The organism is Shewanella pealeana ATCC 700345, from assembly GCF_000018285.1.
Classification (GTDB): Bacteria; Pseudomonadota; Gammaproteobacteria; order Enterobacterales; family Shewanellaceae; genus Shewanella; species Shewanella pealeana.
Window position 1 is genome coordinate 1,084,105 of record NC_009901.1, and the last position, 25,050, is coordinate 1,109,154.

General features: G+C 46.6%; 21 protein-coding genes. 9 read left to right on the plus strand and 12 right to left on the minus strand.

The genetic code is table 11. The features are described 5' to 3' along the window. Window positions 1-22: 22 nt before the first annotated feature. The gene (locus tag SPEA_RS04650) at window positions 23-631 is read right to left on the minus strand and encodes an NAD(P)H-dependent oxidoreductase (RefSeq protein ID WP_012154148.1); all 609 of its coding nucleotides are present in this window, start codon (window positions 629-631) and stop codon (window positions 23-25) included. A gap of 149 nt (window positions 632-780) precedes the next feature. Between SPEA_RS04650 and SPEA_RS04655 the strand changes: the two genes are divergently transcribed. The 3 genes from SPEA_RS04655 (at window position 781) to SPEA_RS04665 (ending at window position 3,266) form a co-directional block, all read left to right on the plus strand. Continuing rightward, a complete protein-coding gene (locus SPEA_RS04655; protein WP_012154149.1) occupies window positions 781-1,416 on the plus strand; it encodes a helix-turn-helix transcriptional regulator in 636 nt (211 codons plus the stop codon). Window positions 1,417-1,419: 3 nt separating this feature from the next. Further along, window positions 1,420-2,124, plus strand: coding sequence for a pseudouridine synthase (locus SPEA_RS04660; RefSeq protein ID WP_012154150.1), 705 nt, complete (start codon window positions 1,420-1,422; stop codon window positions 2,122-2,124). Window positions 2,125-2,666: 542 nt separating this feature from the next. Beyond that, window positions 2,667-3,266: an acetate uptake transporter gene (locus SPEA_RS04665; protein WP_012154151.1), complete on the plus strand. Its 600-nt coding sequence runs from the start codon at window positions 2,667-2,669 to the stop codon at window positions 3,264-3,266. Window positions 3,267-3,379: 113 nt separating this feature from the next. Here SPEA_RS04665 and SPEA_RS04670 read toward each other — a convergent pair whose 3' ends face one another. The 3 genes from SPEA_RS04670 to SPEA_RS04680 form a co-directional block, all read right to left on the minus strand. Then, a complete protein-coding gene (locus SPEA_RS04670; RefSeq protein WP_012154152.1) occupies window positions 3,380-4,912 on the minus strand; it encodes an MFS transporter in 1,533 nt (510 codons plus the stop codon). Window positions 4,913-5,474: 562 nt separating this feature from the next. After that, the gene (locus tag SPEA_RS04675) at window positions 5,475-6,164 is read right to left on the minus strand and encodes an LrgB family protein (protein ID WP_012154153.1); all 690 of its coding nucleotides are present in this window, start codon (window positions 6,162-6,164) and stop codon (window positions 5,475-5,477) included. After that, entirely contained in the window at window positions 6,161-6,646 is a 486-nt protein-coding gene (locus SPEA_RS04680; protein ID WP_012154154.1) for a CidA/LrgA family protein, read from the minus strand. The genes SPEA_RS04675 and SPEA_RS04680 overlap by 4 nt, the downstream gene beginning before the upstream one ends. A gap of 108 nt (window positions 6,647-6,754) precedes the next feature. On the opposite strand from SPEA_RS04680, the gene SPEA_RS04685 reads away from it, so the two are divergent. Beyond that, window positions 6,755-7,651 (plus strand): LysR family transcriptional regulator, encoded by an 897-nt coding sequence (locus SPEA_RS04685; protein ID WP_012154155.1) that lies wholly within the window; start codon window positions 6,755-6,757, stop codon window positions 7,649-7,651. 130 nt (window positions 7,652-7,781) lie between these two features. On the opposite strand, the gene SPEA_RS22635 is transcribed toward SPEA_RS04685, so the two are convergent. The 3 genes from SPEA_RS22635 to amrB form a co-directional block, all read right to left on the minus strand. After that, on the minus strand, window positions 7,782-7,946 hold the full coding sequence (locus SPEA_RS22635; protein WP_012154156.1) for a YqaE/Pmp3 family membrane protein: 165 nt from the start codon (window positions 7,944-7,946) through the stop codon (window positions 7,782-7,784). Window positions 7,947-8,082: 136 nt separating this feature from the next. After that, the gene (gene amrA, locus SPEA_RS04695) at window positions 8,083-8,682 is read right to left on the minus strand and encodes an AmmeMemoRadiSam system protein A (RefSeq protein WP_012154157.1); all 600 of its coding nucleotides are present in this window, start codon (window positions 8,680-8,682) and stop codon (window positions 8,083-8,085) included. Beyond that, window positions 8,651-9,487 carry an AmmeMemoRadiSam system protein B gene (gene amrB / locus SPEA_RS04700; RefSeq protein ID WP_012154158.1) on the minus strand — a complete coding sequence of 279 codons (837 nt, stop codon included), beginning with the start codon at window positions 9,485-9,487 and terminating at the stop codon, window positions 8,651-8,653. Before amrB ends, amrA begins: the two co-directional genes overlap by 32 nt. A 73-nt stretch (window positions 9,488-9,560) precedes the next feature. On the opposite strand from amrB, the gene amrS reads away from it, so the two are divergent. After that, the gene (amrS, locus tag SPEA_RS04705; RefSeq protein WP_012154159.1) at window positions 9,561-10,670 is read left to right on the plus strand and encodes an AmmeMemoRadiSam system radical SAM enzyme; all 1,110 of its coding nucleotides are present in this window, start codon (window positions 9,561-9,563) and stop codon (window positions 10,668-10,670) included. Window positions 10,671-10,832: 162 nt separating this feature from the next. On the opposite strand, the gene SPEA_RS04710 is transcribed toward amrS, so the two are convergent. Beyond that, entirely contained in the window at window positions 10,833-13,796 is a 2,964-nt protein-coding gene (locus SPEA_RS04710; protein WP_012154160.1) for an ImpA family metalloprotease, read from the minus strand. Between the two features lie 405 nt (window positions 13,797-14,201). Between SPEA_RS04710 and SPEA_RS04715 the strand changes: the two genes are divergently transcribed. Continuing rightward, complete coding sequence (locus SPEA_RS04715) at window positions 14,202-15,923, plus strand: methyl-accepting chemotaxis protein (protein WP_012154161.1); 1,722 nt, start codon at window positions 14,202-14,204, stop codon at window positions 15,921-15,923. 109 nt (window positions 15,924-16,032) lie between these two features. Here SPEA_RS04715 and SPEA_RS04720 read toward each other — a convergent pair whose 3' ends face one another. Beyond that, window positions 16,033-18,948 (minus strand): valine--tRNA ligase, encoded by a 2,916-nt coding sequence (locus SPEA_RS04720; RefSeq protein WP_012154162.1) that lies wholly within the window; start codon window positions 18,946-18,948, stop codon window positions 16,033-16,035. Between the two features lie 19 nt (window positions 18,949-18,967). Next, entirely contained in the window at window positions 18,968-19,459 is a 492-nt protein-coding gene (locus SPEA_RS04725; protein ID WP_012154163.1) for a DNA polymerase III subunit chi, read from the minus strand. 264 nt (window positions 19,460-19,723) lie between these two features. On the opposite strand from SPEA_RS04725, the gene SPEA_RS04730 reads away from it, so the two are divergent. After that, window positions 19,724-20,986: a DEAD/DEAH box helicase gene (locus SPEA_RS04730; RefSeq protein ID WP_041411291.1), complete on the plus strand. Its 1,263-nt coding sequence runs from the start codon at window positions 19,724-19,726 to the stop codon at window positions 20,984-20,986. Window positions 20,987-21,059: 73 nt separating this feature from the next. After that, window positions 21,060-21,968, plus strand: a complete 909-nt coding sequence (locus SPEA_RS04735; protein WP_012154165.1) for a LysR family transcriptional regulator — start codon at window positions 21,060-21,062, stop codon at window positions 21,966-21,968. Here the strand turns inward: SPEA_RS04735 and SPEA_RS04740 are convergent. After that, window positions 21,965-22,498 (minus strand): peroxiredoxin-like family protein, encoded by a 534-nt coding sequence (locus SPEA_RS04740; RefSeq protein ID WP_012154166.1) that lies wholly within the window; start codon window positions 22,496-22,498, stop codon window positions 21,965-21,967. The two genes, SPEA_RS04735 and SPEA_RS04740, sit on opposite strands and share 4 nt — an antisense overlap. Window positions 22,499-22,589: 91 nt before the next feature. Then, entirely contained in the window at window positions 22,590-23,126 is a 537-nt protein-coding gene (locus SPEA_RS04745) for a nuclear transport factor 2 family protein (protein ID WP_012154167.1), read from the minus strand. A gap of 465 nt (window positions 23,127-23,591) precedes the next feature. Between SPEA_RS04745 and paeA the strand changes: the two genes are divergently transcribed. Beyond that, window positions 23,592-24,914 carry a polyamine export protein PaeA gene (gene paeA, locus SPEA_RS04750; protein WP_012154168.1) on the plus strand — a complete coding sequence of 441 codons (1,323 nt, stop codon included), beginning with the start codon at window positions 23,592-23,594 and terminating at the stop codon, window positions 24,912-24,914. Window positions 24,915-25,050: the final 136 nt, after the last annotated feature.

Consider the following 25,050-nt stretch of genomic DNA (forward strand, 5'->3'; position numbering starts at 1 on the left):
ATAACGATTGGATTGATTGGTATTACATGCCGTAGCTATATTCTTGCTGTTTTGGAAAAGGTTGGTTTTGGTGCCGATAACGGATCGCTTTTAAGGCTTCACTATATTGCTCTAGCATATGCAAACTGTAGTCTATACGCTGGCGTAAATGTAATTCTCGCTCATCATCGGGATCGTTATGGTTAAGCACCTCTTCCACATTGCGAATGATCAAGTGATCGGGTGTTGCCACAAGCTTATTGTTCTTCAAGGCATTCATTCTCAATTCGGCGATAGGGTAGGCGCCACTGATCCCGCTAACAACCGCCACCAGAAGTGCTGGCTTATGGGCGGTATCTTGGTTGTCACACATCAATAAAAAGTTCTTCATTAATGGCGAAGCCATGCCTCCCCATTCAGGAGTAATTAATACCAGTGCGTCGGCGTTTCTAAGCTGCTGAGCAATCAAGGGCCAGCGGCTGTCATCTGCCGACTTAGAATCGGCAGACCCGTCCCAAAAAGGTAAGTTGTACTGGCAGAGCTCGATGTGATTGACCTTGCTAAAACCCTCAACTCGTTCACTAAGATAACGCGCAACCTTTGCACTTTGTGACGGGCTTCTCTGGCTAGCACTTACGATGATTAATTCCATTTAAGTAAACCTTTTTGTTTATTTAAGTCTTAAGTAAAGTAATCGCTTTACCAAACAAAGTAAAGCTAAAGTAAAGAAAAAAGTTTACTTAAGTTTTGATTTAGCAATAATGGTTCGGTGACCAATAGGTATCAGCTGTAGGAAATTAGATGAAAACCAGCGATAAGATTTTGCAGATGTTAAAAACTCAAGGGGGGTTGACCGCTAAGTCGATTGCCACAGAGCTGGGGCTTACCACTATGGGGGTGCGCCAGCATTTACAAGGCCTAGAAGAGTGCCGTGATGTGGTTTTTGAGGATAGAAAGGCGACTCGTGGTAGACCCACACGTTACTGGGCACTCACTGCGCAAAGTAATAGTCATTTCTCTGATCGACATGAAGAACTAACGGTGCAGTTAATCGACTCTGTTAAGACGGTCTTTGGTGATGGTGGCTTAGAGCAGCTTATTGCTCATCGTGAACAGGCGTCGTTAACACTTTATCGTGATGCGTTAATCGGCGCTGATACCTTGGTGGCTAAATTACAGATCTTGGCTCAGTTACGTACAGAGGAGGGTTATATGGCGACGGTAGAGCAAACTGATAGATACTATTGGCTACTAGAGAATCATTGCCCAATCTGCGCCGCGGCATCGGCATGCCTTAACTTTTGCCGCTCTGAATTGCAGCTATTTCAAAACCTGCTGCAAGAGGACGCCACGGTAAGTCGTGAAGAGCATATTATCGAAGGTGCGCGGCGTTGCGCCTATAAAGTGCTGCCTAGCAATAAAGCGAGCGGTCAATAAGTCATGGAATCAAAACGTGCGCGCTTAGATAGGTTTATCAGTGCAAAAACCGGCATCAATAAAAAACATGTCAGATTGCTACTCGCCAAAGGCCAAGTGTTGGTGGATGGTGAAGTGGCCCGAGATATAGACCAGATCATCGATGAGTTCTCCCATGTTTGCTTAGACGGCAAGGTCTTACAAGCCAATGCGCCAAGTTATGTAATGCTCTATAAACCAGTCGGTGTGGTCAGTGCCACAGTGGACGACAAGCATAGGACGGTTATCGACCTACTTGAGCGGGACGATAAACACAGTCTGCATATAGTCGGACGATTAGATTTGAATACCTCGGGATTACTGTTACTCACCAACGATGGTCGCTGGTCGAAGAAGTTGATGTCGCCGGATCATAAGGTGGGCAAGGTGTATAGGGTGACATTGAAAAACCCTATCGATGAATCCTATATTGCTGCATTTGCTGGTGGAATGTACTTTGCGTTCGAGGATATCACCACTCAACCGGCCAAACTTGAAATTGTCGATGAACATACGGCCTTGGTGACCTTAGTCGAAGGGCGCTATCACCAAATTAAGCGGATGTTTGGTCGTTTTCGAAACCCGGTTATAGGCCTACACAGACTATCGGTTGGTGCTATCGAGCTGGATCCACAATTGGCTGTGGGGCAGAGCCGAGACTTATCGATGACAGAGATCCAAATAGCCTAACGAGTGGCGCTAGCCTTAGCTGAACGCAGTGACTGAATAGCGAGTTGTAACTGAGCTATGTATGAGGAATTTCGTTTCTCAAAACGACGTTTTACAGTGTTTTGTGTTATTAAACTTTCAGTTCTCATGGTTGAAAACGGAAAGATTGGCTCGATTGAGACGAAATTTGATAAAAAAGAACCAATTTATTAGTTTGTGAGCTGGTGCAATTTTTCGACACTTTTACAGAGCCAATTTCATCAGCTGCTAATGTGCCAAATCTAACGAAGCGTGTTGCATGTATCAAATCTGTCAATTGGCGTGACGTGTGTCACTCTTTGTTTGGTTGTGAGTCATAATAAGGTTTACCCGTAGATAACATATTGATTATTTTCGAATATGTTGTTTTTTCTCCCCGTCTAAAAATTTTTCCTGTGTCAGTTACCTGATTTGCTCGGCTGCAATGCTTCCACTAGAATGCGCGCGCTCAAATTAACTTAATTTAATAATGCGCTTTGTAATAGGGTGCATTTGTTAGTGAATACTTCCTGTAGGGGAACTCAATGTCTACACAACTAGCTAATCCTGCTCCATTAGGTCTAATGGGATTCGGTATGACAACTGTCTTACTAAACATCCATAACGCAGGTTTTTTCCCAATTGACTCTATGATTTTGGCAATGGGAATTTTCTACGGCGGTATCGCTCAGGTTATCGTTGGTATCATGTGCTTTAAGCGTGGTGATACTTTCGGTACAACTGCATTTACTTCTTACGGTTTATTCTGGCTAACCCTAGTAGGCCTGTTGGTTATGCCTAAGATGGGCTTTGCTGCAAGCCCAGCCACTTTCATGGGTTGGTACTTGCTACTATGGGGCATGTTTACTGCTGCTCTTTTTGTTGGTTCACTACGTTACCCACGTGCTAAGCAAGTTGTGTTTGCATCGTTAACGATTCTATTCTTCCTACTTGCTGCGCGTGATTTCACAGGTAGTGAGTTGATCGGCACTATCGCTGGCTACGAAGGTATTTTCTGTGGTTTAAGCGCGATTTACTTTGCTATGGCACAAGTATTGAACGCTGAGTTTGGTCGCGTTATTTTACCAGTTGGTCCTGTTGCAGTTGCAGCATACGAGCCAGCAGCAGAAAAACAAGCCGCTTAAGTTACCCACCAATTATCACTATTTATCTCCGATAATGTGTAAATGAAGCGAAAAAAAAGCTGACCTACTAAGGTCAGCTTTTTTGTATCTGTAATTGTGAGCGTCTAATTAATTTAGCGCTGTTGTAGCTTAAATAACCACTTGCCGTATAGATAAATACCTACGGCCGATATGGTGCCGATAGCCGCAATGATGTACCAAGCCATGCCGATGTTATGGCTATTGTACAGTAAGGTCGTTAGCTCTTGAGCTGGTTCACCGGTATAAGCGACTAGGGTGGTAAAAGCTTCGCCTTGTGGAATGGCACTGATCTCAGTTGAGCTCATGCCTCGCTGGGCTAATAGCTCAAGAGAAAAAATCTCTTTAGAGGCGTACATCTCATACAATTTAGGGCCGAAGTAACCTTCGAGTGTCCAGCCTATCCCCTGTGGCAACATCACGAAGCCTAAGTACATTGCCTTCTTACCTTCTGGAGCAATGTTACCCATAAACTCGTTTTTCTTTGGGCTGATCATCATCTCGCCGAAAGAGAACATGGCAATCGCTAACACCATCATCCATGCGGTATTTGTTGCGCCAATTAATACGAAAGCGAAAATACTAAGTAAGCAACCACCTAGCATAGCCGTAGTAATACGGTACTTTGCAGTTAATGCGGCCACCAAGAAGCAGCTCGTCATGATCATACCAGCGTTAAGGTTAAGCATGCCTTCAGGCATGACCTTGGTTCCGGTATTATCGAGGCCTAGCCAGAACTGGAACATACCATTTGAGGTACCCTCAGGACCAAATAACGAGGTAACAATCACGCTGGTATCGACCCACTCGGCAATATGAATAGGTAATACGTCAAATAACGAGTTAAACAGGAACCAGAATCCGGCAAAAACTAGCATGTAGTAGATAACAACTGGCTTTTTCAGCTCGTTTAACGCATCACGCCACAATGCTTCTTGGTGGATCTCTCCAGCCTTAATCTTACGGTTGCGCTCCATACGCTCTTCTTTACCAGGCTCTTTATAGGCAAGCAAAAATAGGAAGTTAAGCGAAATAATCGCCGCACAAGCATAGAAGACATTATCCCAAGAAAGCTGACGCATATGCACGGCCACGAGCGGACCTAGGAAACCACCAATATTGACCACTTGGTAGAATATGCCCCATGCCATCGAGGTGTTTTGTCTGCCTGTGGAGAGGACTAAGGTGCCTTGGATCCCCGGTTTAAATACCCCGGTACCACCTGCAAGCAGTATGGCGCCGAACAGGAAGCCGTAAAAGCTAGGGAAGAAAGCCATCACTAGATAGCCGGCAATCTTGATTATGGTGGAGACGAAGATGGTTTCTTTATACCCAACACGGTCGGAGATCCCGCCGGTAAAGACAGGGATAAAGGTCTGCATGAATGCCCAGAGAGCGATGATGATACCGTAATCGCTAAGGCTAATTCCTAAACCACCTTCAGATGTTGGGGCTTTTGCATAGAGGCCGGCACTGGCTTTCACACCGTAGTAGGCAATGCGCTCAACCAGCTCCATGCCACCGACAATCCAGAATATATAACTTAAGCTGGCGATAGAGGCCCACATCCCCAGCTGTTTAACTTCCCTTAGGTCGTTATCTGCGTAAGCATCGTTCGAATCGCTCATAACTTTCCTTCAAATGTTCTAATTATTTATAGTTATTTTGTATGTTTTAATCTTGTGTTGGTTTTAGGTGTATTGACAGTGTCATTGTTTGCTAAAACGCTGCAAGCTTGTGACTGCAGCAGATACTTTACCTAATTTGGCTGTAAACACCAAAGCGTTAATTAGATCTATTGCGGCAGCATGTTTTAAACAGAGATGAAAATGAGGTGAGGCGAGTTAAAAATCAACGAAGATGAAGCATAGAGTTAAGGCTTACTCGCATCAGTGGCCAAAGGTTTACCGATAATTTGCAGTAACACTCATTAATCTGTTTTGCTCCTGAGTGTACGACTATTAGTGGAGCAATATAGTGATATGAAAAATGTTTAAGTTGCTTAGGGTTAGGTTAAGGGTTTGCCTTTGGCTTGTTCATTTCGCTTATAGCTGCCAGTCATTGTTAATCTGGCAGCTAGATAAATCGGACTATTTGATTAGTGCTGCGAGATTTGATTAGTGCAGCGAGATAAATAGAGCTATTTGATTAGTGGTGCGAGATTTGACTAGTGCAGCGAGATAAGTAGGGCTATCTGATTAGTGCTGCGAACAGTGGCGCAGTTAACACCATAGCGATACCGGTAAATATCATGGTCAGACTGGCGATAACCCCTTCTTGTCTGCCTATTTCACTGGCCTTAGCCGCGCCAGCGCCATGAGCCGATGCTCCTAATGCCACGCCTTTGGCCACAGAGCTGCGAATATTAGCCACTTTAAATAGTGGTTCACAAATTACCATCCCCATAATGCCTGTGAGCAGCACTAGCATGGCGGTAAGTTCAGGGACGCCACCAAAGGCACCTGTGGCTTCGATGGCAAAGGGGGTCGAGACCGAGCGCACCATCAAGCTGTGGGAGATCTGTGACGGCATATTAGTACACAGGGTTAATAACCAAGATGAGCCGATACCTAATAACAAGCCGGTGATCACCCCAAAGCTTAGGGTGATAGGGTACTGCTTTATCAATTGTCTTTCACGATAAATAGGCACAGCAAAGGCGATGGTTGCCGGGGCTAACATAGCGGCTAACCAGTGGGTGTAGCTGAAGTAATCGCTTACCGTAATATTTAGGCTGACGACCACGCTTAGTATTATCACTGGGGCAATAATAATTGGCGCAAACCAGACTTTTCGTTGACGACGATATAGAGCCTTGCTGGCGTAATAGCCGACCAAGGTTAAGGCTAAACAGAATAGCCCTATCACTGAGTGGCTCATGCTGCCTTCCTCTGTTCACTCGCTAAATCGGCGCGCTGTAGCGGAATAACTTGCGCCTGAGAAGAGGCTAAGCGCTTTCTCAAATTCTTTTTACGTTCAAACTTAAACAGTCTATCAACGGTAAAGGCAGTGCCTAATAGTACACAGCTGCTGGCGGCCAGCATGGAGCCAATAAGCACGGCGCCATAGTGTTCAAGCAAGTCTTGGTATTTAATCACGGCAACCACTGGTGGAATGAAAAAAAGCAATAGATCGCCAATCAGCCAACTGGAGCCTAAGTTAACACTGGTCTCGGGGAGCAATTTGCAGGCCAATAGCAGAAGCAAGATGCCAAGGCCGATAACGCTGCCCGGAATGGGGGAGTTGAGCTGCTTGGCTAAGAGCTGGCAACCCCAAGCCAATAGGCATAGCAGAGTTATCTGTCCGGCAGTCAGAGCCGTTTGCTTGAGATTAATTCGAGATGGGGTGGCAAGGCTTGCCATGATGAGTTCCAATCTAGCGTCATTGCTGAATGACAGTCATTTTACGCTTGCCTAATTGATAAAAAAAATGAATATTAAGAATGGAATCTATAAGTAATGGTTATCTAAATGGATCTGAAGACGCTGCACTATTTTACTCAAGTGGTCGATGCCGGCGGTTTTGCTAAGGCCAGTCGCAATGTATTTCTAACTCAGCCAGCGCTTTCTAAGGCGATTAAAGCCTTAGAGGAAGAGCTAGGTATGGTGCTGCTGGAGCGGGGAAAGCGAGGCACTCAAATTAGGCTTACTGCAGCAGGGGAGCTGGTGTATCGCCATGCACAGCAGTTGATGACTCAGCGACAATCCATGCTATCTGAACTTGAGGCGCTAAAAAACCTCACTGGCGGCACATTAAAGCTGGGTTTGGCGCCATTAGGCAGCGCCGAGTTATTTGCCCCTGTTATCGCTAAATTTAGGCAGCAATATCCTAAAGTGGATATGCAGCTGTTAGTGCGGGGCGGGGTTGAGCAGACCCTAGCGCTACAGAAAAATGAGATTGAATTAGCGACAGGGATCATCGCATTTGACGGCGAGTTCGATGGGCTTAGGATCCGCAATGATCCTATGGTTGTGGTCGTACCTAAAACTCATAGGCTAGCTGAACATAAGGAGTTGCAGCTTAAGGACTTACAATCTCTGGCGCAGGTGATGTTCGAGCCTGAATATGCCCTCTATGAGCTGATTTTAACTGCTTGTGATAAAGCTGGTTTTGTTCCCGCAGAAATTACCCGAGTAAGCCATGCTGATTTTGGTATCGCGCTGGTTGCTGCAGGCACAGGGATCATGGTGTTGCCGCAGATTATCGCCGAACGTTATCGCGTCGATGCGGTGGTGAACGTGCCCCTTGCGGCGAGTGATTTAAGATGGGAGTTGTCGCTATTTTGGCGTAAGCAGCAAAGCCTCTCTTTTGCGGCCAAGGCGATGATAGAGTTAGTTAAACAGCAACTAGAGCAGGCGAGGCACTAAAATAATTTGCACCCGACTCTGAATGAGTCTTTGCTCAGGTAAAATGCTATGTGTAGCCAGATCCTAGGCAAGGCAGATAAAAATACAAAAGCCTAGTTCTTCTGAGGCTAGGCTTTTCTTTAGCTAGGTCCTATTTCGTCACGACCCATAACGCGTGTAATAAACCTGGGATGAAGAAGAGCAGACAGAGAATAACATTGATCAATAAGTCTTTGCCGACACCGCTTTTTAAAAACACAGCCACGGGGGGTAATAGAATCGCGATAATAATCAGTAATAGCTTGTTGGTATCCATGACGTCATTCCCTTAATTAGATTATCTATTCTTTACTTTCGGTATCATTACAGAGTGGTTTTCAGAGTCTCACTGGTAATGATGTTGAGTTAAATTTAATATAATTTTAAGTTTATGTAAACTTAAGGCCTTGGTGCTACAGCTTTTCTTCACTAAATTGAGTCACGCTAAAAACCTCGACTTGCATATTAGGAGGCCATTCGTTTCTCCCCCAACCTCCTTTAGCTTTGAGCGCCTCGATAAAGTCTTTTGCTTCAGGTAGTTGTTGCCAAACTTGAGGTAAAAAAACAGCCTTTCTATCTCCCTCCTTCAACACTAGGCCGAGGGATGAGCCTTGCAGATAGGTTTGTAATTGCATTTGATCTTTTACTTCTATGGGACTCATTTGTGAAAGCAGTGAGATCTCGATGCAAAGGGGTTTAAGTTGTGATTCAACTAGGGGGAGAAAACGTCTATCGCTAAATGCACTACTGCTCGCCAATGCGGGGATCAATTCTGTGAGAGTGCGCTCTCCCTCTATACAGCCCATGCAGCCTTTTAGCTCCCCTTCTAGGGTAAGAGTTACGAAACAACCCAATTTAAGTCGATTAAGTGTGTCATCGAGCGGGGCTTGGCTTACTTCCAAGTTCTGCTGGGGCACAAGTGCCTTAGTTAGTGTAATGCGGGCCAAACTCAGCAGTTGGCGCTTTTCGGCAATAGTCAGTTTAACGGCTGGCAAAGCTGGCAAAGCTGGCATAGCCCACCACTCGATTTTTGTCTCCAGCAGTATCGCCTGAGTTCTGGTAGCTCAACTGAGTGAGGCGTAGTTGATGGCGCTTAAGAAGTGGAAGTAGCGCGTTGAGGCTTGAACAGCCACAGGCTTGCTCGGAGAGAATAGTACCTTGCCCAGCTAAAATTTTTTGACAGGTGACTCTATCGAGTCGAAGTGCTTCATCATATTGATGAAAATGGCTTAAGTCTGTACTCACCACAATTAAGGTCTCATTACCTCCCCATACCTGCTCTAACAGTAGAGCCATCTCTTTCGGCTCACTCTCGCCGATTAGCAATGGGAGCAACTCAAACTCCTTGAGAAAATGTTGCAGAAAGGGCAGTTGTACTTCGAGGCTGTGTTCTTGCTGGTGGGCTAGTTCTGAGATGCAAATGCATTGCTGACAGCCTAATATCTCAACGCTGTCGGGAGCAATAGGTATCTGACCTAGAGGCGTTTCAAAATATCGGCTTAGAGGCAGTGCGCCTCCCTGCAGGTAAACCCGATGGGCGGGGCCAATTAGTAGCACCTTCTTGATTGTATCGGCCAGCGGCTGAATTAGGGCGTAAGCATAAGCGGCGACTTGGCCTGAATAGAGATAGCCCGCGTGGGGCACGATAAGCACCTTAGGTGAGGGGTAGCTTTCATCTTGGCTATTTTGGCAGTCTGTTTTTCTAGCTAGGATAGAGCTGGCCTGCGTCAGATAGCCATCAAGTGCCGCCTTTAACTCATCGGCTGAGGCGGGATAGAAGAGGCCGGCAACGGCTGCAGGCCGAACTGAAGCAAACATAGACTGATTAGCCCAAGATTTTAAACTAGGCTTTAAGTATAGAACACTGAGGTAATGTCCATAAGGCCTAGTCATGACAGCAGCTCACGGAGTCGAATCAAGCAGTCAAGCCGATACATTTACGGTACAAACGCAGTATTGGCATAGACTCGATGATGGTCGAGTACAGTGCGACCTTTGCCCTAGGCATTGCCAGCTCAGAGAAGGAAAGCGTGGAGTCTGTTTTATCCGGCAAAATATCGATAATCAGATAAAGCTTACCAGTTATGGGCGCTCCAGCGGCTTCTGTATTGATCCTATAGAGAAAAAGCCCCTAAACCACTTTTATCCCGGCAGCTCGGTGCTCTCATTTGGCACCGCTGGTTGCAACCTTAGCTGTAAGTTTTGCCAAAATTGGGATATCAGTAAGTCCAGAGAATTCGATATCTTAGGCGCACAAGCAATGCCCGAAGATTTGGCATCTGCCGCTAAACGCATGGGTTGCAAGAGCGTTGCCTTTACCTATAACGACCCGGTTATCTTTCATGAATATGCCATCGATGTCGCAAAGGCCTGCCATAAACTCGGGATCAAGGCGGTCGCAGTAACTGCAGGTTATATCTGCCCAAAGCCGAGAGTCGAGTTCTTTAAGTTTATGGACGCAGCCAATGTCGATCTTAAAGGCTTCACTGAGGGGTTTTATCATAAGATCTGCGGTGGCCACTTAAGTGATGTACTCGATACCTTGCTCTATCTGCGCCATGAAACTCAGGTCTGGTTTGAGCTAACGACCTTACTGATCCCCGGAGAAAATGATTCCAGCAAAGAGCTAGAGCGCCAGTGTCGCTGGATAAGTGATAACTTAGGCTCAGATGTACCTCTGCATTTCAGCGCTTTTCACCCAGATTTTCATATGATGGATAAACCTGTCACCCCGTCCTCAACCTTGATACGGGCAAGAGAGATAGCCATCAATCAAGGATTAAATTTTGTCTATACCGGCAATATTCATGATCCCAGTGGCGGCAGCAGTTACTGCGCTAACTGTAAAAAATTGCTGGTAGGTAGGGATTGGTATGAATTGGGTGAGTATCACTTAGATAATCGTGGTCGATGTGACTATTGTGGCAGTCAAGTGCCCGGCCGCTTCGATGGTCCGCCGCAGCATTTTGGTCGACGCCGGATCCCTATTTCAATTACGTGAATAGATGACTTAAATAGAATGCTTTTAATCGTTCAGGGCTGAAAACTGCTACCAGTAAAAGGCGATAAATTAATAAGCCACCTAATATCATGGATTGGTATTAGGTGGCTTTTCTTGTCGTGATTATTGCGACTTATCCAATAGCTGGTGGATTAGCGATGTTTATAGCGGCCATGCTTGCTGACCGTCTACGGCAACTGCCTGCAGATCTAAGCTTAAGCAATAATCCCCCGGATTGTAGACGTAGACTTTTCTGTCGATAACTGTGAAGTTAAAGCTAGCAAGCTGCTCTTTTGCCAATGGCGTCGTAGTTAAGCCCCACATTTGATACAGCTCGCGATAATCCAGTTTAGTGGCGTAGCTCATAGCTACCATCAAGAAGTCATTATTGGAGATGTTCTTGGCGGCATCGAGAGAGAATAGACTGAAACCTAGCTGCTCACGTTTCTGAAGCCAGAGTTCTTCCGAGCCTTTAGCGCGCTCAAACTCGCGTAGTAATATGTGCAGCCTAGCGAGAAGATGCCAACCGTTTTCGAGCGCGCTATGTTTCTGCGCGGCAACCATCATCTGTAGCATGGTGGCCATACCGTTCGACCAGCTGGTTAGTTTCGCGGCTTGCATGTAAGCGAACGGATCGGCTTGATTCATACTTGCTTGCAGTACGGCGAACTCATCGTTGATATCTAACCCTTGGCAAGAGGGTAACTTGCCAAGCTCTGTATAGGCACGCGACTTGGTGTAGTAAGAATATGGGTTAGTTGAAGAGTGACCGTCATGGCCATCGAAGCGCAAACGTCCTTTTTCAAGGCCATGGCCGAGCTCATGAATGTCACCATGGCTTGTTGGGCTAAATGACCAGTATGCATCGTAAGGGTTGCCTGAGCAGCCATAACCACAGGTGGCTTGGTCGGCATTCATATGCTTAACAGTATCTATGCTATCGACTTGCCAGCCTTGACTGGCTGCAAACTCGGTGATCTCTGCAACCTCATCGATAAACGGCCCCTTAAATCCTGCTAACAGATGTGGGTAGTTATGTACCTGAGTCATGATCGCGGCTGCCATTTTCTCGGGGGTATTCCAAAGTGGCTCATGCTCCATGGTGGCCTGCATCTTATCGATCTTAGAGTGCACCTCAAAATGTTCGCTTGCAAGTTCAGCCCAGTCATACTGATTGGCCGCTAAGTCTTGCATAAACTGATTGCCGTCCATGCCTTTACGCCAGTACGGATGCTGCCCAACCTGCTGAAAGCTAAATTGTGTCGCCAGATCAGTTTGGTCAAAGCGGACTTGCATCGGGCCGCCATAGGGACTGGTAAACTTAATGGTTTCACCAGCTTTGACTTCGATATGAGTCGATTGCAAAAGTTTAGGGCGGTTATAGCCTCCGCTTGCAAACTCATGGGTTGAGCCAGAGCGTAGCGTGTTGATAAACACCCAAGTGCGTAACTCGCTATTGTCCTTTCTCGTCACACTCACGGTTTGGCCTGGGAGGGCGTACACGCCTGCTGAGCGAAAGCCTTTTTTACTCACCAAACTCACATCTTGGTCGACGGCGGTAATATGGCTAAAGTCAGTGCGACTAAAGTTGCCTAAGTCTTTTGGTACGGCGTTAATATCACGGAAGTTATACACGCTATGGTCGGCGAAATAGGCTTTGAGGTAGCTTAAGCTGTCGGTTGTCGCCACATCCATAGGGTACTGGATCTGCTGGCGGTAGTTATCACCGAGAATAATTAGCAACTTATACAAAGAGTAATCGGCTTGATTAAAGATATCGAGCTTATTGGTTTCTAGAGCTTGAATGTTACTACGGATAGTCGCAAGAGCTGGACGATAGACATCGTTAAATTTGGCATCACAACTGCTGGCGCAGTTAGCAAGGTTAAAGTCGACTCGCTCGCTATCAAAAAGTGTTAACCATAGCTGTTCTTTATCTAGCGCACTGTAGCTATCAAGCATCGCCGTCACAGAGGACCAGTCGGCCTTGTCTTGAGCGAAGTAGTTCCCAGGACCGCCAGGACCTTGCATGCTAAAGCCCATAGGGTTAAGCACGGTTTGCGTTAATGGTACGCTATTCCAGCTGTGGAGATGCAGATATAAAATAGGCTGTTTGTCAGCTTGTATTTGGGCGATAAGTGGTGCAACAGTCTCGATTGTAAATAGCTCTGATGATCCGGTGAGCACTAATTGCGCCTCGGCCAAACAGCTTGAGAGTGTTGCTTCATCGCTGCAGGTTTCGACCTGCCAATTGGGATAATGCAGCTCAATCCAGCTATTGATGCGATTAACGGTATTACCACTCATCAAAAACAGTCTTATCTGCTTAGGCTCTGCAAGGGCTGTTTGATCTTGCGCTAACATCCAGCCGAGTAGTCGCTTGAAACTAGGCTCGAAACTGGCATTATGACCCTGTTGCATACTAGAGATAATATCGGTACCAAAGGCGGCATTACGTTGGCCTGCTTTATCGTTGGTGGCAGCAAAAGTTAGGCCTTTATTACCTGTGACTATAGCGTAGGCTTTATTCTGCGGGTAAGCGTGTTCGGCCCCAGCAAGTTGGATCATCTGTGAATGACGCCCTTGATCATATTCAACGGTATCGTTTTTGTAGATACTTTCTAGCAGTGTCTTGCCATCTAGGCGGTATTGCTCGATATGATTTAGGGCTCGCTTGGCAATTTGTGGCGAGAGGTCGGTTGCAATACTGGCGTCGCCGTTTGCCATTGCCGTGCTAATTCTGTCATTGAGCTGGATGCTTATTTGATCGCTAGCAGTTTGATTGCTGCTATCTTTGACCATTAGACTGAGGGTAATGCTAGCGTCATGTTCGAGTGCGCTAGCATCGATAGTCACGCCGTCAAGGCTGACGTTTGATAATGATACCTCTGGTCCCGACACTTGGTGCCATTCAAATGTTGAGTTGCCGGATGCGTACACCTTAACCTCGGCAGTTAAAGTTATTAGCTTATCGTTCCATGTCGTAATCCCATCGCCAAGTTCTACACTTGGTGCTTGAACCGTGGGTGGGGTGACGCCACCATTATCGTCGGCTCCTGAATCCCCAGACCCTCCGCAGGCCGATAAACCCAGTAACACGCAACTTGACAGTAACCAACTCTTCATTTTGTTAACACTCCATGCAGTTTGGACACATCTTGAGTGCTTTTGATATCAAAATCAACAAGCCAAGAAAATAAACCTTAAAAAACAATGGTTAAGGCGGTTTGTTGACGTTGTCACTAAATTGACATTTGCTAAGTCTGCCCATGCTAGATAGACGCTGCTTTTGCTCGGGCTAGTTTCTTAAGGGATTGAATATTAAAGCGACTCTAGATGAACACTGGCGTGAGAACCTTGCTCGCCTGTGACCGATATCAATAATTTAAATACAGGTTTTATATTTGTGTATCAAATTTGAGCCATTTCTCTATGCTGCTCAAGCAGCGGTTTGGCTGTGGTAAGACGAGTGCACTAGATTTCGTTTTATTTTCATGATTCCATCAGTATTGGTGGGGAACAGGAATTAGTATGTCTGTATTAACTGAACAGTTAGGACGTGATGAGGTTCGACAACCTCACCAATCACAGTCTGGCTTTACCTCGCTTTTCAAATCGGTACGATTTCAACTTAAACTTATTGTATTTCTGACCGTTATCTCATTCTTATTCTTAGGCTATAAAGGCATATCCGGTATGCAAGATGCCGGAGAGTCGATAGGCAAGCTGCATGCCCAGGGCATGCAGCATAGTATTCGTGCGGGTAAGGTGCTTAACGAATTAGCGAGCGCACGCAGTGAATTGTTACTCGCGTTTCAACACGACCCAAGCAGTCAATTTGCTGAAATGCATAATCACCCGCTGACACAGCACATTACTCAAGCTCAAGCGGCAATCGCTCAGCTACATAATATTATTGATAATCAGATCTTAGGGGCAAAACTAGATAACGAAGAGCGCCTGCAAGTTAACCGCTTAAAGGCCCAGCTCGATAATGTGGTGGCTCAAGGGTTTAACCCAACTATAGATGCGCTTCAACGAGGCGAGTATGAGGCGGCAAATAGGGTGTTACTGACTCAGATCAACCCGCTTTTTAAGAATATTAGCGCCGAGGCACAATCATTCTTAGAGATGCAGGTTGTTGAAGGTGAGCAGAGCTTTAGCCAATTTAATCAAGATATGCAGGTTTACATAGGGCTAGTTGCGGTCTTCTCTATCGTCAGTATGCTGGTTATTACAGTTAGCTCGACACTGATTGTTCGCCGTATGGGTAAGGCGATGACGGAGCTAGAGGAAACGGCAAATGATATTGCCAATGGTGATCTGACTAAACGTATCGTGATCGGCGGTGATGATGAGTTTACCCATATTGCCGACTATGTTAACCGGATAGCTGCGAGATTCCAGCATGCGGTGCAAAATACCCACGAGTCGACTTCGCGTTTAGCCAGTGCGGCGGAAGAGAACTCGGTGGTATCGACGCAGACTCAACGCAATGTGGTTGAGCAGCAGCAACAGACGCAGCAAATTGCTGCTGCGATTCATCAATTTACCGCGACAGTGAGAGAAGTGGCGCAAAGCGCAGAAGCCGCTGCCAGTTCGTCGTTAGAGGCTAACAGCGCGGCTCATCATGGTCAGGCTGTTGTCGATGAGAGTATCGCGGTAATTGAGACCTTATCATCTGAGATGGACGGCGCGACTGAAGCGATGAAGTTACTGTCAAAGTCGTCTGATGAGATTGGTTCGGTCGTCGATGTCATTCAAGGGATCTCAGAGCAGACTAATTTGCTCGCACTAAACGCGGCTATTGAGGCTGCCCGTGCGGGTGAGCAGGGCCGAGGCTTTGCCGTTGTAGCCGATGAGGTGCGCTCGCTTGCTAAGCGAACCCAGGACTCGACTGAAGAAATTCAGCAGATGATCCAGCGTTTGCAGCAAGGTGCTCGTGACTCGATGCTGATGATGGATCGCGGTACCGAGCAGGCAAAACTGAGTGTTGACAAGTCACAGCAAGCTGGCGCTGCTTTACTGCAAATTATGGCCAGCATTGAGCAGATCAATGCCTTGAATACACAGATTGCCACCGCGTCAGAAGAGCAGAGCCTAGTTACTGAAGAGATTAATCGTAATATTATCAATATCAGCGATATCTCGGACCAAACTGCAGCAGGCGCTGAGCAAACTCAGGCTGCTACCCATGAGCTCGCTCAGCTTGCGGAATCTATGCAGCAAGAAATCGCCTATTATCGAGTGTGACTCTAGTTTTTGTGTAGATTTCAGATAACAAAAAGGGCTGTCAGTGACAGCCCTTTATTATGAGCTAACTCCCGAGGAGGAAGTTAGCTTTTCGACTAAGGTTTTGTAATTAGCCTTCTAACTTAGCAAGCTCAGCTTTCTGCTCAGTCAGCTTGTCCATATCGCGCTGGTATTCAGCTTGCTTAGCACGCTCTTTTTCAATCACGGCAGCAGGGGCTTTAGCAACGAAGCCTTGGTTAGATAGCTTGCCTTCGATACGCTTGTACTCGCCAGCAGCTTTCTCAAGTAACTTGTCGATACGCGCGACTTCTTTAGCCACATCGATTAGACCCGCCATTGGGATCAATAGCTCCATGTTGCCTACAAGCTGTGTAGTCGACATAGGGGCTGTTTCACCGTCCGCTAGAATCGTCATAGATTCAAGCTTAGCTAGGGTCTTGAAGAAAGTTTGGTTAGCTTCAAGGCGTGCCTTGTCTTGCTCGCTCACACCACGTAGTAGGGCATTTAGCGGCTTAGAAGGCGCGATGTTTAGTTCTGCACGGATGTTACGTACCGCAACAATCACTTGCTTAACCCACTCAAGATCTTCCATCGCTTCGCTATCAACTTTGTCAGCTTGATACTCAGGGAATGGAGCTAGCATCAGGCTATCGCCTTCAACTGCAGCAAGCGGCTTAATGCGTTGCCAGATAGTCTCAGTTAGGTATGGCATGATTGGGTGCATTAGACGTTGCATCTGCTCAAGTACAGTAACCAAAGTATGGCGAGTACCACGAAGCTGGGCATCAGTGCCACTTTGCATTACAGGCTTAGTCAGCTCTAAGTACCAGTCACAGAACTGGTTCCAAGTGAACTCGTAAATCGTGTTAGCCGCTAGGTCGAAACGGTAGTTCGCCATGTGCTCGTCAAAAGATTTAACGGTTTCATTGAACAGACCGATAATCCAGCGATCGGCAATCGATAACTCCATTGCGCCCGGCTTGCCATCAACAAGTAGTTGACCACAATCTAGTGCTTCACCGATCGCATCGTCGCTAGCACCTTCTGCTTGCACTTCAGTGTTCATTAACACGTAACGAGATGCGTTCCAGATCTTGTTACAGAAGCTGCGGTAACCGTCTAGACGCTTCATATCCCAGTTGATGTCACGGCCAGTTGATGCCATAGACGCTAGGGTAAAGCGCAGCGCGTCAGTACCGTGCGGCTCAATGCCATCGGCAAATTCTTTACGGGTGCTCTTTTCAATCTTAGCCGCAAGCTGTGGCTGCATCATGTTGCCAGTACGCTTTTCTACAAGCGACTCAAGATCGATACCGTCAATCATGTCTAGTGGGTCAAGTACGTTACCCTTAGACTTAGACATCTTGTTACCAGCTTCATCACGGATAAGACCCGTTACATAAACCGTCTTAAACGGAACTTGTGGCTTGCCGTTTTCATCTTTGATGAAGTGCATGGTCATCATGATCATACGGGCAACCCAGAAGAAGATGATGTCAAAACCGGTTACCAACACATCTGTTGGGTGGAAGGCTTTAAGCTCGGCAGTATCTTCTGGCCAGCCTAGTGTAGAGAATGTCCAAAGAGCAGAACTGAACCAAGTATCGAGTACGTCGGCGTCTTGGCGAAGTACTACTGAGTCATCAAGCTTGTGCTTAGCACGTACTTCAGCTTCATCGCGGCCAACATAGACTTTACCGGCTTCGTCGTACCAAGCTGGGATACGGTGACCCCACCAAAGCTGACGTGAAATACACCAGTCTTGAATGTCGCGCATCCAAGAGTTGTACATGTTTTCATACTGTTGTGGTACAAACTTGATGTCACCGTTTTCAACGGCTTCCATCGCAGTCTTAGCCATAGGCGCAACGGCAACATACCACTGGTCTGTTAGTAGTGGCTCAATCACAACGCCAGAGCGGTCACCGTAAGGTACCTTCAATGCGTGTGGCGCGATTTTGCCTAGTAGACCTAGTGTTTCGAACTCTTCAACGATAGCTGTACGTGCTTTGAAGCGATCAAGGCCGGCATAACGCTCAGGTAGGCTGTTATCTAGGTCGTTGTTTGCAGTACCATCGGTATTAACCACTTCGGCGCTTGAACGAATCGATGCGTCGATAGTTAAGATGTTGTACATAGGCAGTGCGTGACGCTTACCGACTTCATAGTCGTTAAAGTCGTGAGCTGGAGTGATCTTCACACAACCTGTACCGAACTCGATATCCACATAATCGTCAGCAACAATTGGGATAAGACGGTTTACGATTGGCAGCAGAATAAACTTACCAATTAGTGATTGATAACGCTCATCGTCTGGGTGAACGGCTACGGCGCTGTCACCAAGCATAGTTTCAGGACGTGTGGTCGCCACTTCTAGGTAGTCTTTACCGTCAGCAGTCAAAGCGCCATCGGCTAGCGGGTAGCGGAAGTGCCACATGCTGCCTTGCTTTTCTTTGTTCTCAACTTCTAAGTCAGAGATAGCCGTGTGCAGGGTTGGATCCCAATTCACAAGGCGCTTACCACGGTAGATCAGGTCATCTTCGTAAAGGCGTACAAATACTTCTTGTACGGCATCAGACATGCCTTCGTCCATGGTGAAACGTTCACGATCCCAATCTACAGAGGCGCCAAGGCGACGTAGCTGCTTAGTGATAGTGCCGCCAGATTGCTCTTTCCAGTCCCAGATACGGTCGATGAAGTTTTCACGGCCAAGATCGTGGCGGCTTAAACCTTCTTCTGCAGCGACTTTACGCTCAACCAACATCTGTGTTGCGATACCTGCGTGGTCAGTACCGACCTGCCAAAGGGTGTTCTTGCCCTTCATACGCTGGTAACGGGTTAAGGTATCCATGATGGTATCTTGGAAGGCGTGGCCCATGTGTAAGCTACCCGTCACGTTTGGTGGCGGGATCATGATGCAATAGTTGCCTTGAGACTCATCGCCGTGTGGCTTGAAGTAACCTTTCTCTTCCCAGTTTTGGTAGAGAGACTGTTCTATAGACTGCGGGTTATATGTTTTTTCCATGGGGCGTGTTTATCTCAAACTAAAAATTAATAGGTTGTGTTGCTATATCTTGGGTCGTTAGAGCTATCCCAAGTGCGCGATACTGTCTGTAGCGATCGCGAGCAATCGCTTTATGGCTATCGTCGTTAGCAACGAAATCGATAATCTGTCCAAAGTTTACCGCAAATTGCGGCACTTGGTCTGCAAGATTAATCAGAAGATGACGTTTTTTGTTGGCTCCAAGTCTGTCAAAGCCAATTTCTACCGGCGCGCCGCCTAATGTACCTTCACCTTTAAGGTTGTGGGGCACAAAAGATTGTGGCTCAAATTGCCATAAGAGTTCATCAATCGCATAAGCTTGCTGTTGATCTTGGCAATGAACGTAGACCAGTTGCTGAGTGGCAAAGGCTCGCTGCGCCAATTGGCAGGCAAGCAAATACACTTGCTCAAGTGCCGATTTGGGCGCGTTAGATGCTTGCAGTGCATCCTTTGGCATCAGATAAAACTGAGCTTGAGACTGACTTGGCGACATGCTTAAAAACCTGCTTGAAGACCAGCTCGAAGAGATAGTTTGCTATTGCTTCGGCTTTTGGCTGACGAAAGAGAGGATTTTACACTAAAAGTCGCTCAGAGATCAGCCTCTAATCTGGATTTCTTTATCGACAAATTAAGCCTTCGTGTATCACTTATTATGATGCTGACTTTGAGTATCCTCTAGCCCCAACGTAAACAGTTCATTTTACTAATAGCGCCGCTATCGCTACACTCCATGCAATTGCCGTTATTAGCCCACATTATGAAATTTTCCGACCTTAATCTTTGTGCCGAAATCCTATCTAAACTACCCAGTAAGCTGATTGTCGCCACCGACATCCAACGACTTGCTATCCCTCAAATTTTAGCGGGCAAAGATCTGCTAGCGCTAGCACAAACCGGCAGTGGTAAAACTTATGCCTTTGGTTTGCCACTGCTACAAAGCAATATCAATGGTAATAGTGACTCGGGAGAGGTTAAGGCGCTGGTGTTAGTGCCCACTCGCGAACTGGCACTGCAAGTCGGTGAGGCGCTAGAGTCTGTGTCTGATAGCACTGGGATAATCGTATTGTGCGGTGGTGTAGATAAGGAAGAGCAGGTTAAAACGCTGCAGCAGGCAAGATTACAGTTAAAGCCACAACTTGTGGTGGCAACGCCTGGCAGGTTATTAGATCTGTTACGTGAGCAACAACTCTCACTTGAGTCGGTAAAACAGCTAGTACTCGATGAAGCGGATAGGTTGATGGAGATGGGCTTTTGGCCTGATCTTGAGCGCATACTCGAGTTTATCCCAAGCAAACGACAGACCATGTTATTTTCGGCGACGCTGGCACCAGAGCTAAACGAAAAGGCGCTTGGCTTGTTACGCGCGCCAGTTAAGGTTGAGGCGCACGCGGCTAATAGCGTGGTGACTGATATTAGCGAATCGCTTTACTTGGTCAATAAAGGCGATAAAGCCCGGGCGTTAATCGCACTTATTCAAAAGAATCAATGGTCACAGGTACTGGTGTTTATCAATGCAAAAGATGACGCCGATAAACTTGCTAAGCGGTTAGTAAAGGCGGGCATCAATGCCGCCGCTTTGCACGGCGATAAAGAGCAACTTGATAGGCAGCAAACATTAGCCGACTTTAAAGCGCTTAAATTACCGGTTTTGGTCACCACAGATCTATTGTCTCGCGGTATTCATGTCGACGCCCTGCCAGTTGTAATCAATCTGGATTTACCTAATAGCGCCCCGGTATATGTACACCGTATTGGCCGTACAGCTCGAGCCGGTGATAAGGGGTTAGCGATCTCACTGGTGTGTCATGGCGAAGCCGATAGCTTAAAGGCGATTCAACAGCTAACCGAGCGAGAGCTAAAGCTTGAGGCTCTCGAGGGGTTCGAAGTAACCGATAAGCCGTCATCGGGCGACAGTAAACGTGCTCCCCGTGATAAGAAAGCCAATCGACGCAGCCAGAGTAAGCGCAGCGCTAAAGATTTTGCCCCTAAACAGGCTGCTAAAAAGCCAAGACGAACATAATAATTGTGATCAACGAGTGTGATGGTGTTCTGGGCCTAATTGCGTTAACTGGCATGGATAACGGAGAGATTAGATGGATCAGATAGGTGCGATGAAAGCGTTTGTGCGCGTGGTGCAAACTGGCAGCTTTTCTGCAGCGGCTCGTGAGCAAAGTAGTACTCAGGCGACAATAAGCAAGAAAGTCGCTGCGCTTGAGAGTCTATTAGGTGCCAAGCTACTGACTCGTAGTAGTCGTGAGCTATCGCTGACCGAAGTTGGCGCTGTTTATTTTGAAAATTGCGTGGCGATTATCGCCGAGCTCGATGAAGCGCAGGCTCAGGTGCGCTCGCAGCAAGCATCGCCAAAAGGAATTCTACGCGTTGCTGCTCCTGTGGTTTTTGGTTGCCAGTTTATCGCGCCGATTTTGGGTGAGTTCTTGATCCGCTACCCTGAGATTAAAGTGGATTTGATGCTAAGCGATAAGCATGTAGATCTGGTGGCTGAAGGGGTGGATCTTGCTATTCGTGCTAAGCAACTTGAGGATTCCTCCTTGGTTGCGAGGCATCTATTTGATAATCCACTGATCACGGTCGCATCACCTGAATACCTAAAACGTTTTACTCAACCCAAAGAACCTCAGGAACTGAGAGCCCATAACTGTATCGTCTATTCGATGTTAAAGTCAGTCAATATTTGGCACTTTGAACAGGCTAAGGGAGGCGGGGATAAAATTTCAGTGCCTGTGGGCGGAAATTGCCGTTGTGATAACGGCGAGGCGATATTGCAGCTAGCCCTCGATGGTGTCGGCATCGCCCAGTTGCCCACTTGGATGGTGGATAAGCATATTAACCAAGGTAAGCTGCAAAGGATGATGCCGAACTATCTATCTCACCCTTTGCCCTTCAATGCTATCTATCCCCAAAGCCGCTATGTGCCGTTAAAGGTACGTTGTTTTATTGACTACCTAAAGCAATGTTTAGCGGAAGAGCCCTGCTACTATTAAGAGTAGGTACCACGGATCGGGTAGTTATTTTCTGGATCACGGATAAAAGATAAGCCCGATAGCAAAGTCGACAGTTCTGGGCGCGCGAAGGGGCCATTAGAGATATCTACAAGTTGAACCCTTCCTTTATCATTGATGACGAACAGCCCCGGCTCGGCAAAGGGGTGATCGGTTTCTTTTGCAGAGCGCGGATTTGAGATATAAAGCCCAAGCTGCTGCATGTTCTCGATAGTGAGGCGGTAAGCAATTGGGAAGCTGGCAGTTAAGTTGCTCTTATGCTCCTGCGCCTGCTCAAGAGAGTCTGCCGAGGCTGCGACTACGTCTATGCCTAATTTAAGAAAATCAGCCACTAGTTTTTCCACTTCGTTGAGATAGCGCGTGCACAGTGGGCAGTGCTTACCTCGATAAATAATCACTAATCGCCAATCACTTCCCTCAGCCGGAGTTCCTAAGGAGATCGGCTCTCCATCTAGGCCGGGCAGTTGAATATTGGGAAAGGGCGCGCCTGCAGTAAACTTCATTGATGACATATCATTATCCTTCTTAGGCTAGATAGCCGTTAATCTGTCGCTTATTGAGATGGAGGCCAAGGCCTCCATAAGCTGTAATCGCAAATAATAGTTAGATTGAAATGTAATTGTAGCTGTCGTCTTGGCGATTGCGTTTACCGCGGTATTTATCGCTGAAGTTATCGGCCCAAATCGCAGTGGCATCTTGGTTTTGATTCCAGTCAAACACGGTGGAGCGGTGTTTAATTTTCCAAATGCCGTCTCGACGCTCGAAGCGGAAATGATGTCGTCCGCCTAAAATGCCCTCTTTATCGACACAGTCTTCCTCGTGTACATGATAGGCCCAGACATAAGCCTCTGCGGTAGCGGTATCGCCGTCGATCTCGATAAGTGGATTGCTAATTCTGTGCTGAGTGGCTTTTAAGGCTCTAAAGCCTTCCATAGCGGGTTCAACAAATTGGTGTGCATTGTCATTGTAAAAGAATAGCTCTGGGAAGATAGGATCTTGATGTTCTTCTATGGCATCTTCCCAGTAGGTTGATTTCATCAGTTCACCATCGACTCTGTCTAATGCACGAGCGAACTTATACATAAGCTCTGTCATCTCTTGTTTATCTAATAACTGTTGAAGTTTTTGTTGCATATCCATGATGTTAATCCTCTCGTCATTTTTTATTTGGTTAAATCAGCCGCTACTCCCTTATTGGTTGGGCGGTTGAATTAGCTGTAAAGCGATGAGGGGATATTAGTCATTCGATTTTAGTTTGATAAGAGACATAAAATGCATAACAAGTATTCCACTATGGAATAGGCTGTGTTGCTTTAAAAATAGAAGTGGATTTATATAGTGAGAGTAGAGTTTTGGCTATTTTCTATACAAACAAGAGCTTGGGTTTAGCGCATAATTTCCGTCAGAGCGATAAAGAAATAACCGCTCACATTGTCTAATTTATTCTCTGGTGACTTGTCAGTATTGCGGATATACTCCGCGATCGCGCCAATAGGGGTTGGTCATTATACAGGGTTCTGCTTGGGGGAAATGAGTACCAATAAGTAGAAATAATGATATGCAGTAAAGGGATAAGTGTGTTTTTAGTTTTGAGAAAGGTGCTAAATGAGCTTCTTTGATAATGCTGTGATTATATTACTCCTGATTGGAGTGAGTTGTTTCTTTTCAATGTCAGAAATTGCCCTTGCGGCTGGGCGTAAAATTCGCTTGCGTCAGCTAGCGGCTGAAGGCGATGTTCGAGCCGACAAAGTGCTGCTACTGCAAGCGCAGCCAGGTAACTTTTTTACTGTGGTACAGATAGGTTTAAATGCCGTGGCTATCATGGGCGGTATCGTCGGTGAGTCAGCTTTTACTCCTCATATTCACGCATTTTTGTCGTCTTGGTTGACCGGACCCTGGCTAGACAAAATGAGCTTCCTGTTGTCATTTGTGATTGTGACCAGCTTATTCATCTTGATTGCCGACCTAATTCCAAAGCGTTTAGCGATGGCCTTTCCTGAAAAGGTGGCGATGACCTTTGTTGGTCCTATGATGGTCTGCATCGTGCTGCTCAAGCCTCTAGTGTGGTTCTTTAACGGTGCTGCGAATCTTGTTTTTCGTGTGTTTCAAGTTCAGACCGCACGTAATGATGCAGTGACCTCGGATGACATCTATGCCGTGATGGATGCGGGCGCCGAAGCTGGTGTGCTTGATAAAGGCGATCAGTTGATGATGGAAAAAGTGTTTGAGATGCAAACAATTCCTGTCACCGCAGCGATGACGGCGCGTGAAAGCCTGGTCTACTTTTTACTGCAAGACAGTGAAGAAGAGATAATGAGCAAGATTTCCCAGCAGCCCCATTCTAACTTCTTAGTTTGTGATGAGCAGTTAGATACAGTCGTTGGCTTCGTCAATGCCAAGAAGTTACTTATTTGTCTGATTAATGGCGAGAAAATTAGCCTTAAAGACAAGAGCCTAGTTAGCACTTGCTTTATTGTGCCAGACACTTTGAGCCTATCTGAGTCGATGGATTATTTCAAAAATAGCCGTGCCGATTTTGCTGTGGTGATGAATGAGTATTCTTTGGTGGTGGGTATTGTGACGGCTAAAGATTTGCAAGATGCGGTGATGGGAGCCTGGTCTTTGCCTGAGTGTGAAGAGCAGATTATAGCCCGCGATGAACGCTCTTGGTTGATGGATGGCGTAACGCCGATCACAGATGTGATGCGCGCGCTCGATATCGAGGAGTTTCCACAGAATCATAACTACGAAACTATCGCAGGTTTTATGATGTTTATGCTGCGTAAGATCCCGAAGTGCACCGATTCTGTCAATCATGCCGGCTTTAAGTTTGAAGTGGTGGATGTAGATAGCTACAAAGTGGATCAGCTGTTGGTTACCCGTATCGATGATTCCAGCAAGGTTGAAGATTTAGAGCTTAAGCTATAACGACAAGCTGTGTTTTGCGAAGGTGGGTCAAGCTTGACTCACCTTTATGTTTTTCACTTGTTACTAGCAATCACTCCCAATCACTCCCTTGTGGCTCAGTCTAAAGCTGGAGTGGAACGCTTGAGTGCTTTCTAGT

Bases quoted from the DNA above. Each gene is read 5' to 3' on its own strand.
- SPEA_RS04725 (WP_012154163.1), bottom strand. From the start codon at position 19,459: ATGTCGCCAAGTCAGTCTCAAGCTCAGTTTTATCTGATGCCAAAGGAT.
- SPEA_RS04660 (WP_012154150.1), top strand. From the start codon at position 1,420: ATGGAATCAAAACGTGCGCGCTTAGATAGGTTTATCAGTGCAAAAACC.
- SPEA_RS04675 (WP_012154153.1), bottom strand. From the start codon at position 6,164: ATGAGCCACTCAGTGATAGGGCTATTCTGTTTAGCCTTAACCTTGGTC.
- SPEA_RS04710 (WP_012154160.1), bottom strand. From the start codon at position 13,796: ATGAAGAGTTGGTTACTGTCAAGTTGCGTGTTACTGGGTTTATCGGCC.
- SPEA_RS04680 (WP_012154154.1), bottom strand. From the start codon at position 6,646: ATGGCAAGCCTTGCCACCCCATCTCGAATTAATCTCAAGCAAACGGCT.
- SPEA_RS04735 (WP_012154165.1), top strand. From the start codon at position 21,060: ATGGATCAGATAGGTGCGATGAAAGCGTTTGTGCGCGTGGTGCAAACT.
- paeA (WP_012154168.1), top strand. From the start codon at position 23,592: ATGAGCTTCTTTGATAATGCTGTGATTATATTACTCCTGATTGGAGTG.
- SPEA_RS22635 (WP_012154156.1), bottom strand. From the start codon at position 7,946: ATGGATACCAACAAGCTATTACTGATTATTATCGCGATTCTATTACCC.
- amrA (WP_012154157.1), bottom strand. From the start codon at position 8,682: ATGCCAGCTTTGCCAGCTTTGCCAGCCGTTAAACTGACTATTGCCGAA.
- amrS (WP_012154159.1), top strand. From the start codon at position 9,561: ATGACAGCAGCTCACGGAGTCGAATCAAGCAGTCAAGCCGATACATTT.
- SPEA_RS04685 (WP_012154155.1), top strand. From the start codon at position 6,755: ATGGATCTGAAGACGCTGCACTATTTTACTCAAGTGGTCGATGCCGGC.
- SPEA_RS04715 (WP_012154161.1), top strand. From the start codon at position 14,202: ATGTCTGTATTAACTGAACAGTTAGGACGTGATGAGGTTCGACAACCT.
- SPEA_RS04670 (WP_012154152.1), bottom strand. From the start codon at position 4,912: ATGAGCGATTCGAACGATGCTTACGCAGATAACGACCTAAGGGAAGTT.
- SPEA_RS04720 (WP_012154162.1), bottom strand. From the start codon at position 18,948: ATGGAAAAAACATATAACCCGCAGTCTATAGAACAGTCTCTCTACCAA.
- SPEA_RS04745 (WP_012154167.1), bottom strand. From the start codon at position 23,126: ATGGATATGCAACAAAAACTTCAACAGTTATTAGATAAACAAGAGATG.
- SPEA_RS04665 (WP_012154151.1), top strand. From the start codon at position 2,667: ATGTCTACACAACTAGCTAATCCTGCTCCATTAGGTCTAATGGGATTC.
- SPEA_RS04740 (WP_012154166.1), bottom strand. From the start codon at position 22,498: ATGTCATCAATGAAGTTTACTGCAGGCGCGCCCTTTCCCAATATTCAA.
- SPEA_RS04650 (WP_012154148.1), bottom strand. From the start codon at position 631: ATGGAATTAATCATCGTAAGTGCTAGCCAGAGAAGCCCGTCACAAAGT.
- SPEA_RS04730 (WP_041411291.1), top strand. From the start codon at position 19,724: ATGAAATTTTCCGACCTTAATCTTTGTGCCGAAATCCTATCTAAACTA.
- SPEA_RS04655 (WP_012154149.1), top strand. From the start codon at position 781: ATGAAAACCAGCGATAAGATTTTGCAGATGTTAAAAACTCAAGGGGGG.
- amrB (WP_012154158.1), bottom strand. From the start codon at position 9,487: ATGTTTGCTTCAGTTCGGCCTGCAGCCGTTGCCGGCCTCTTCTATCCC.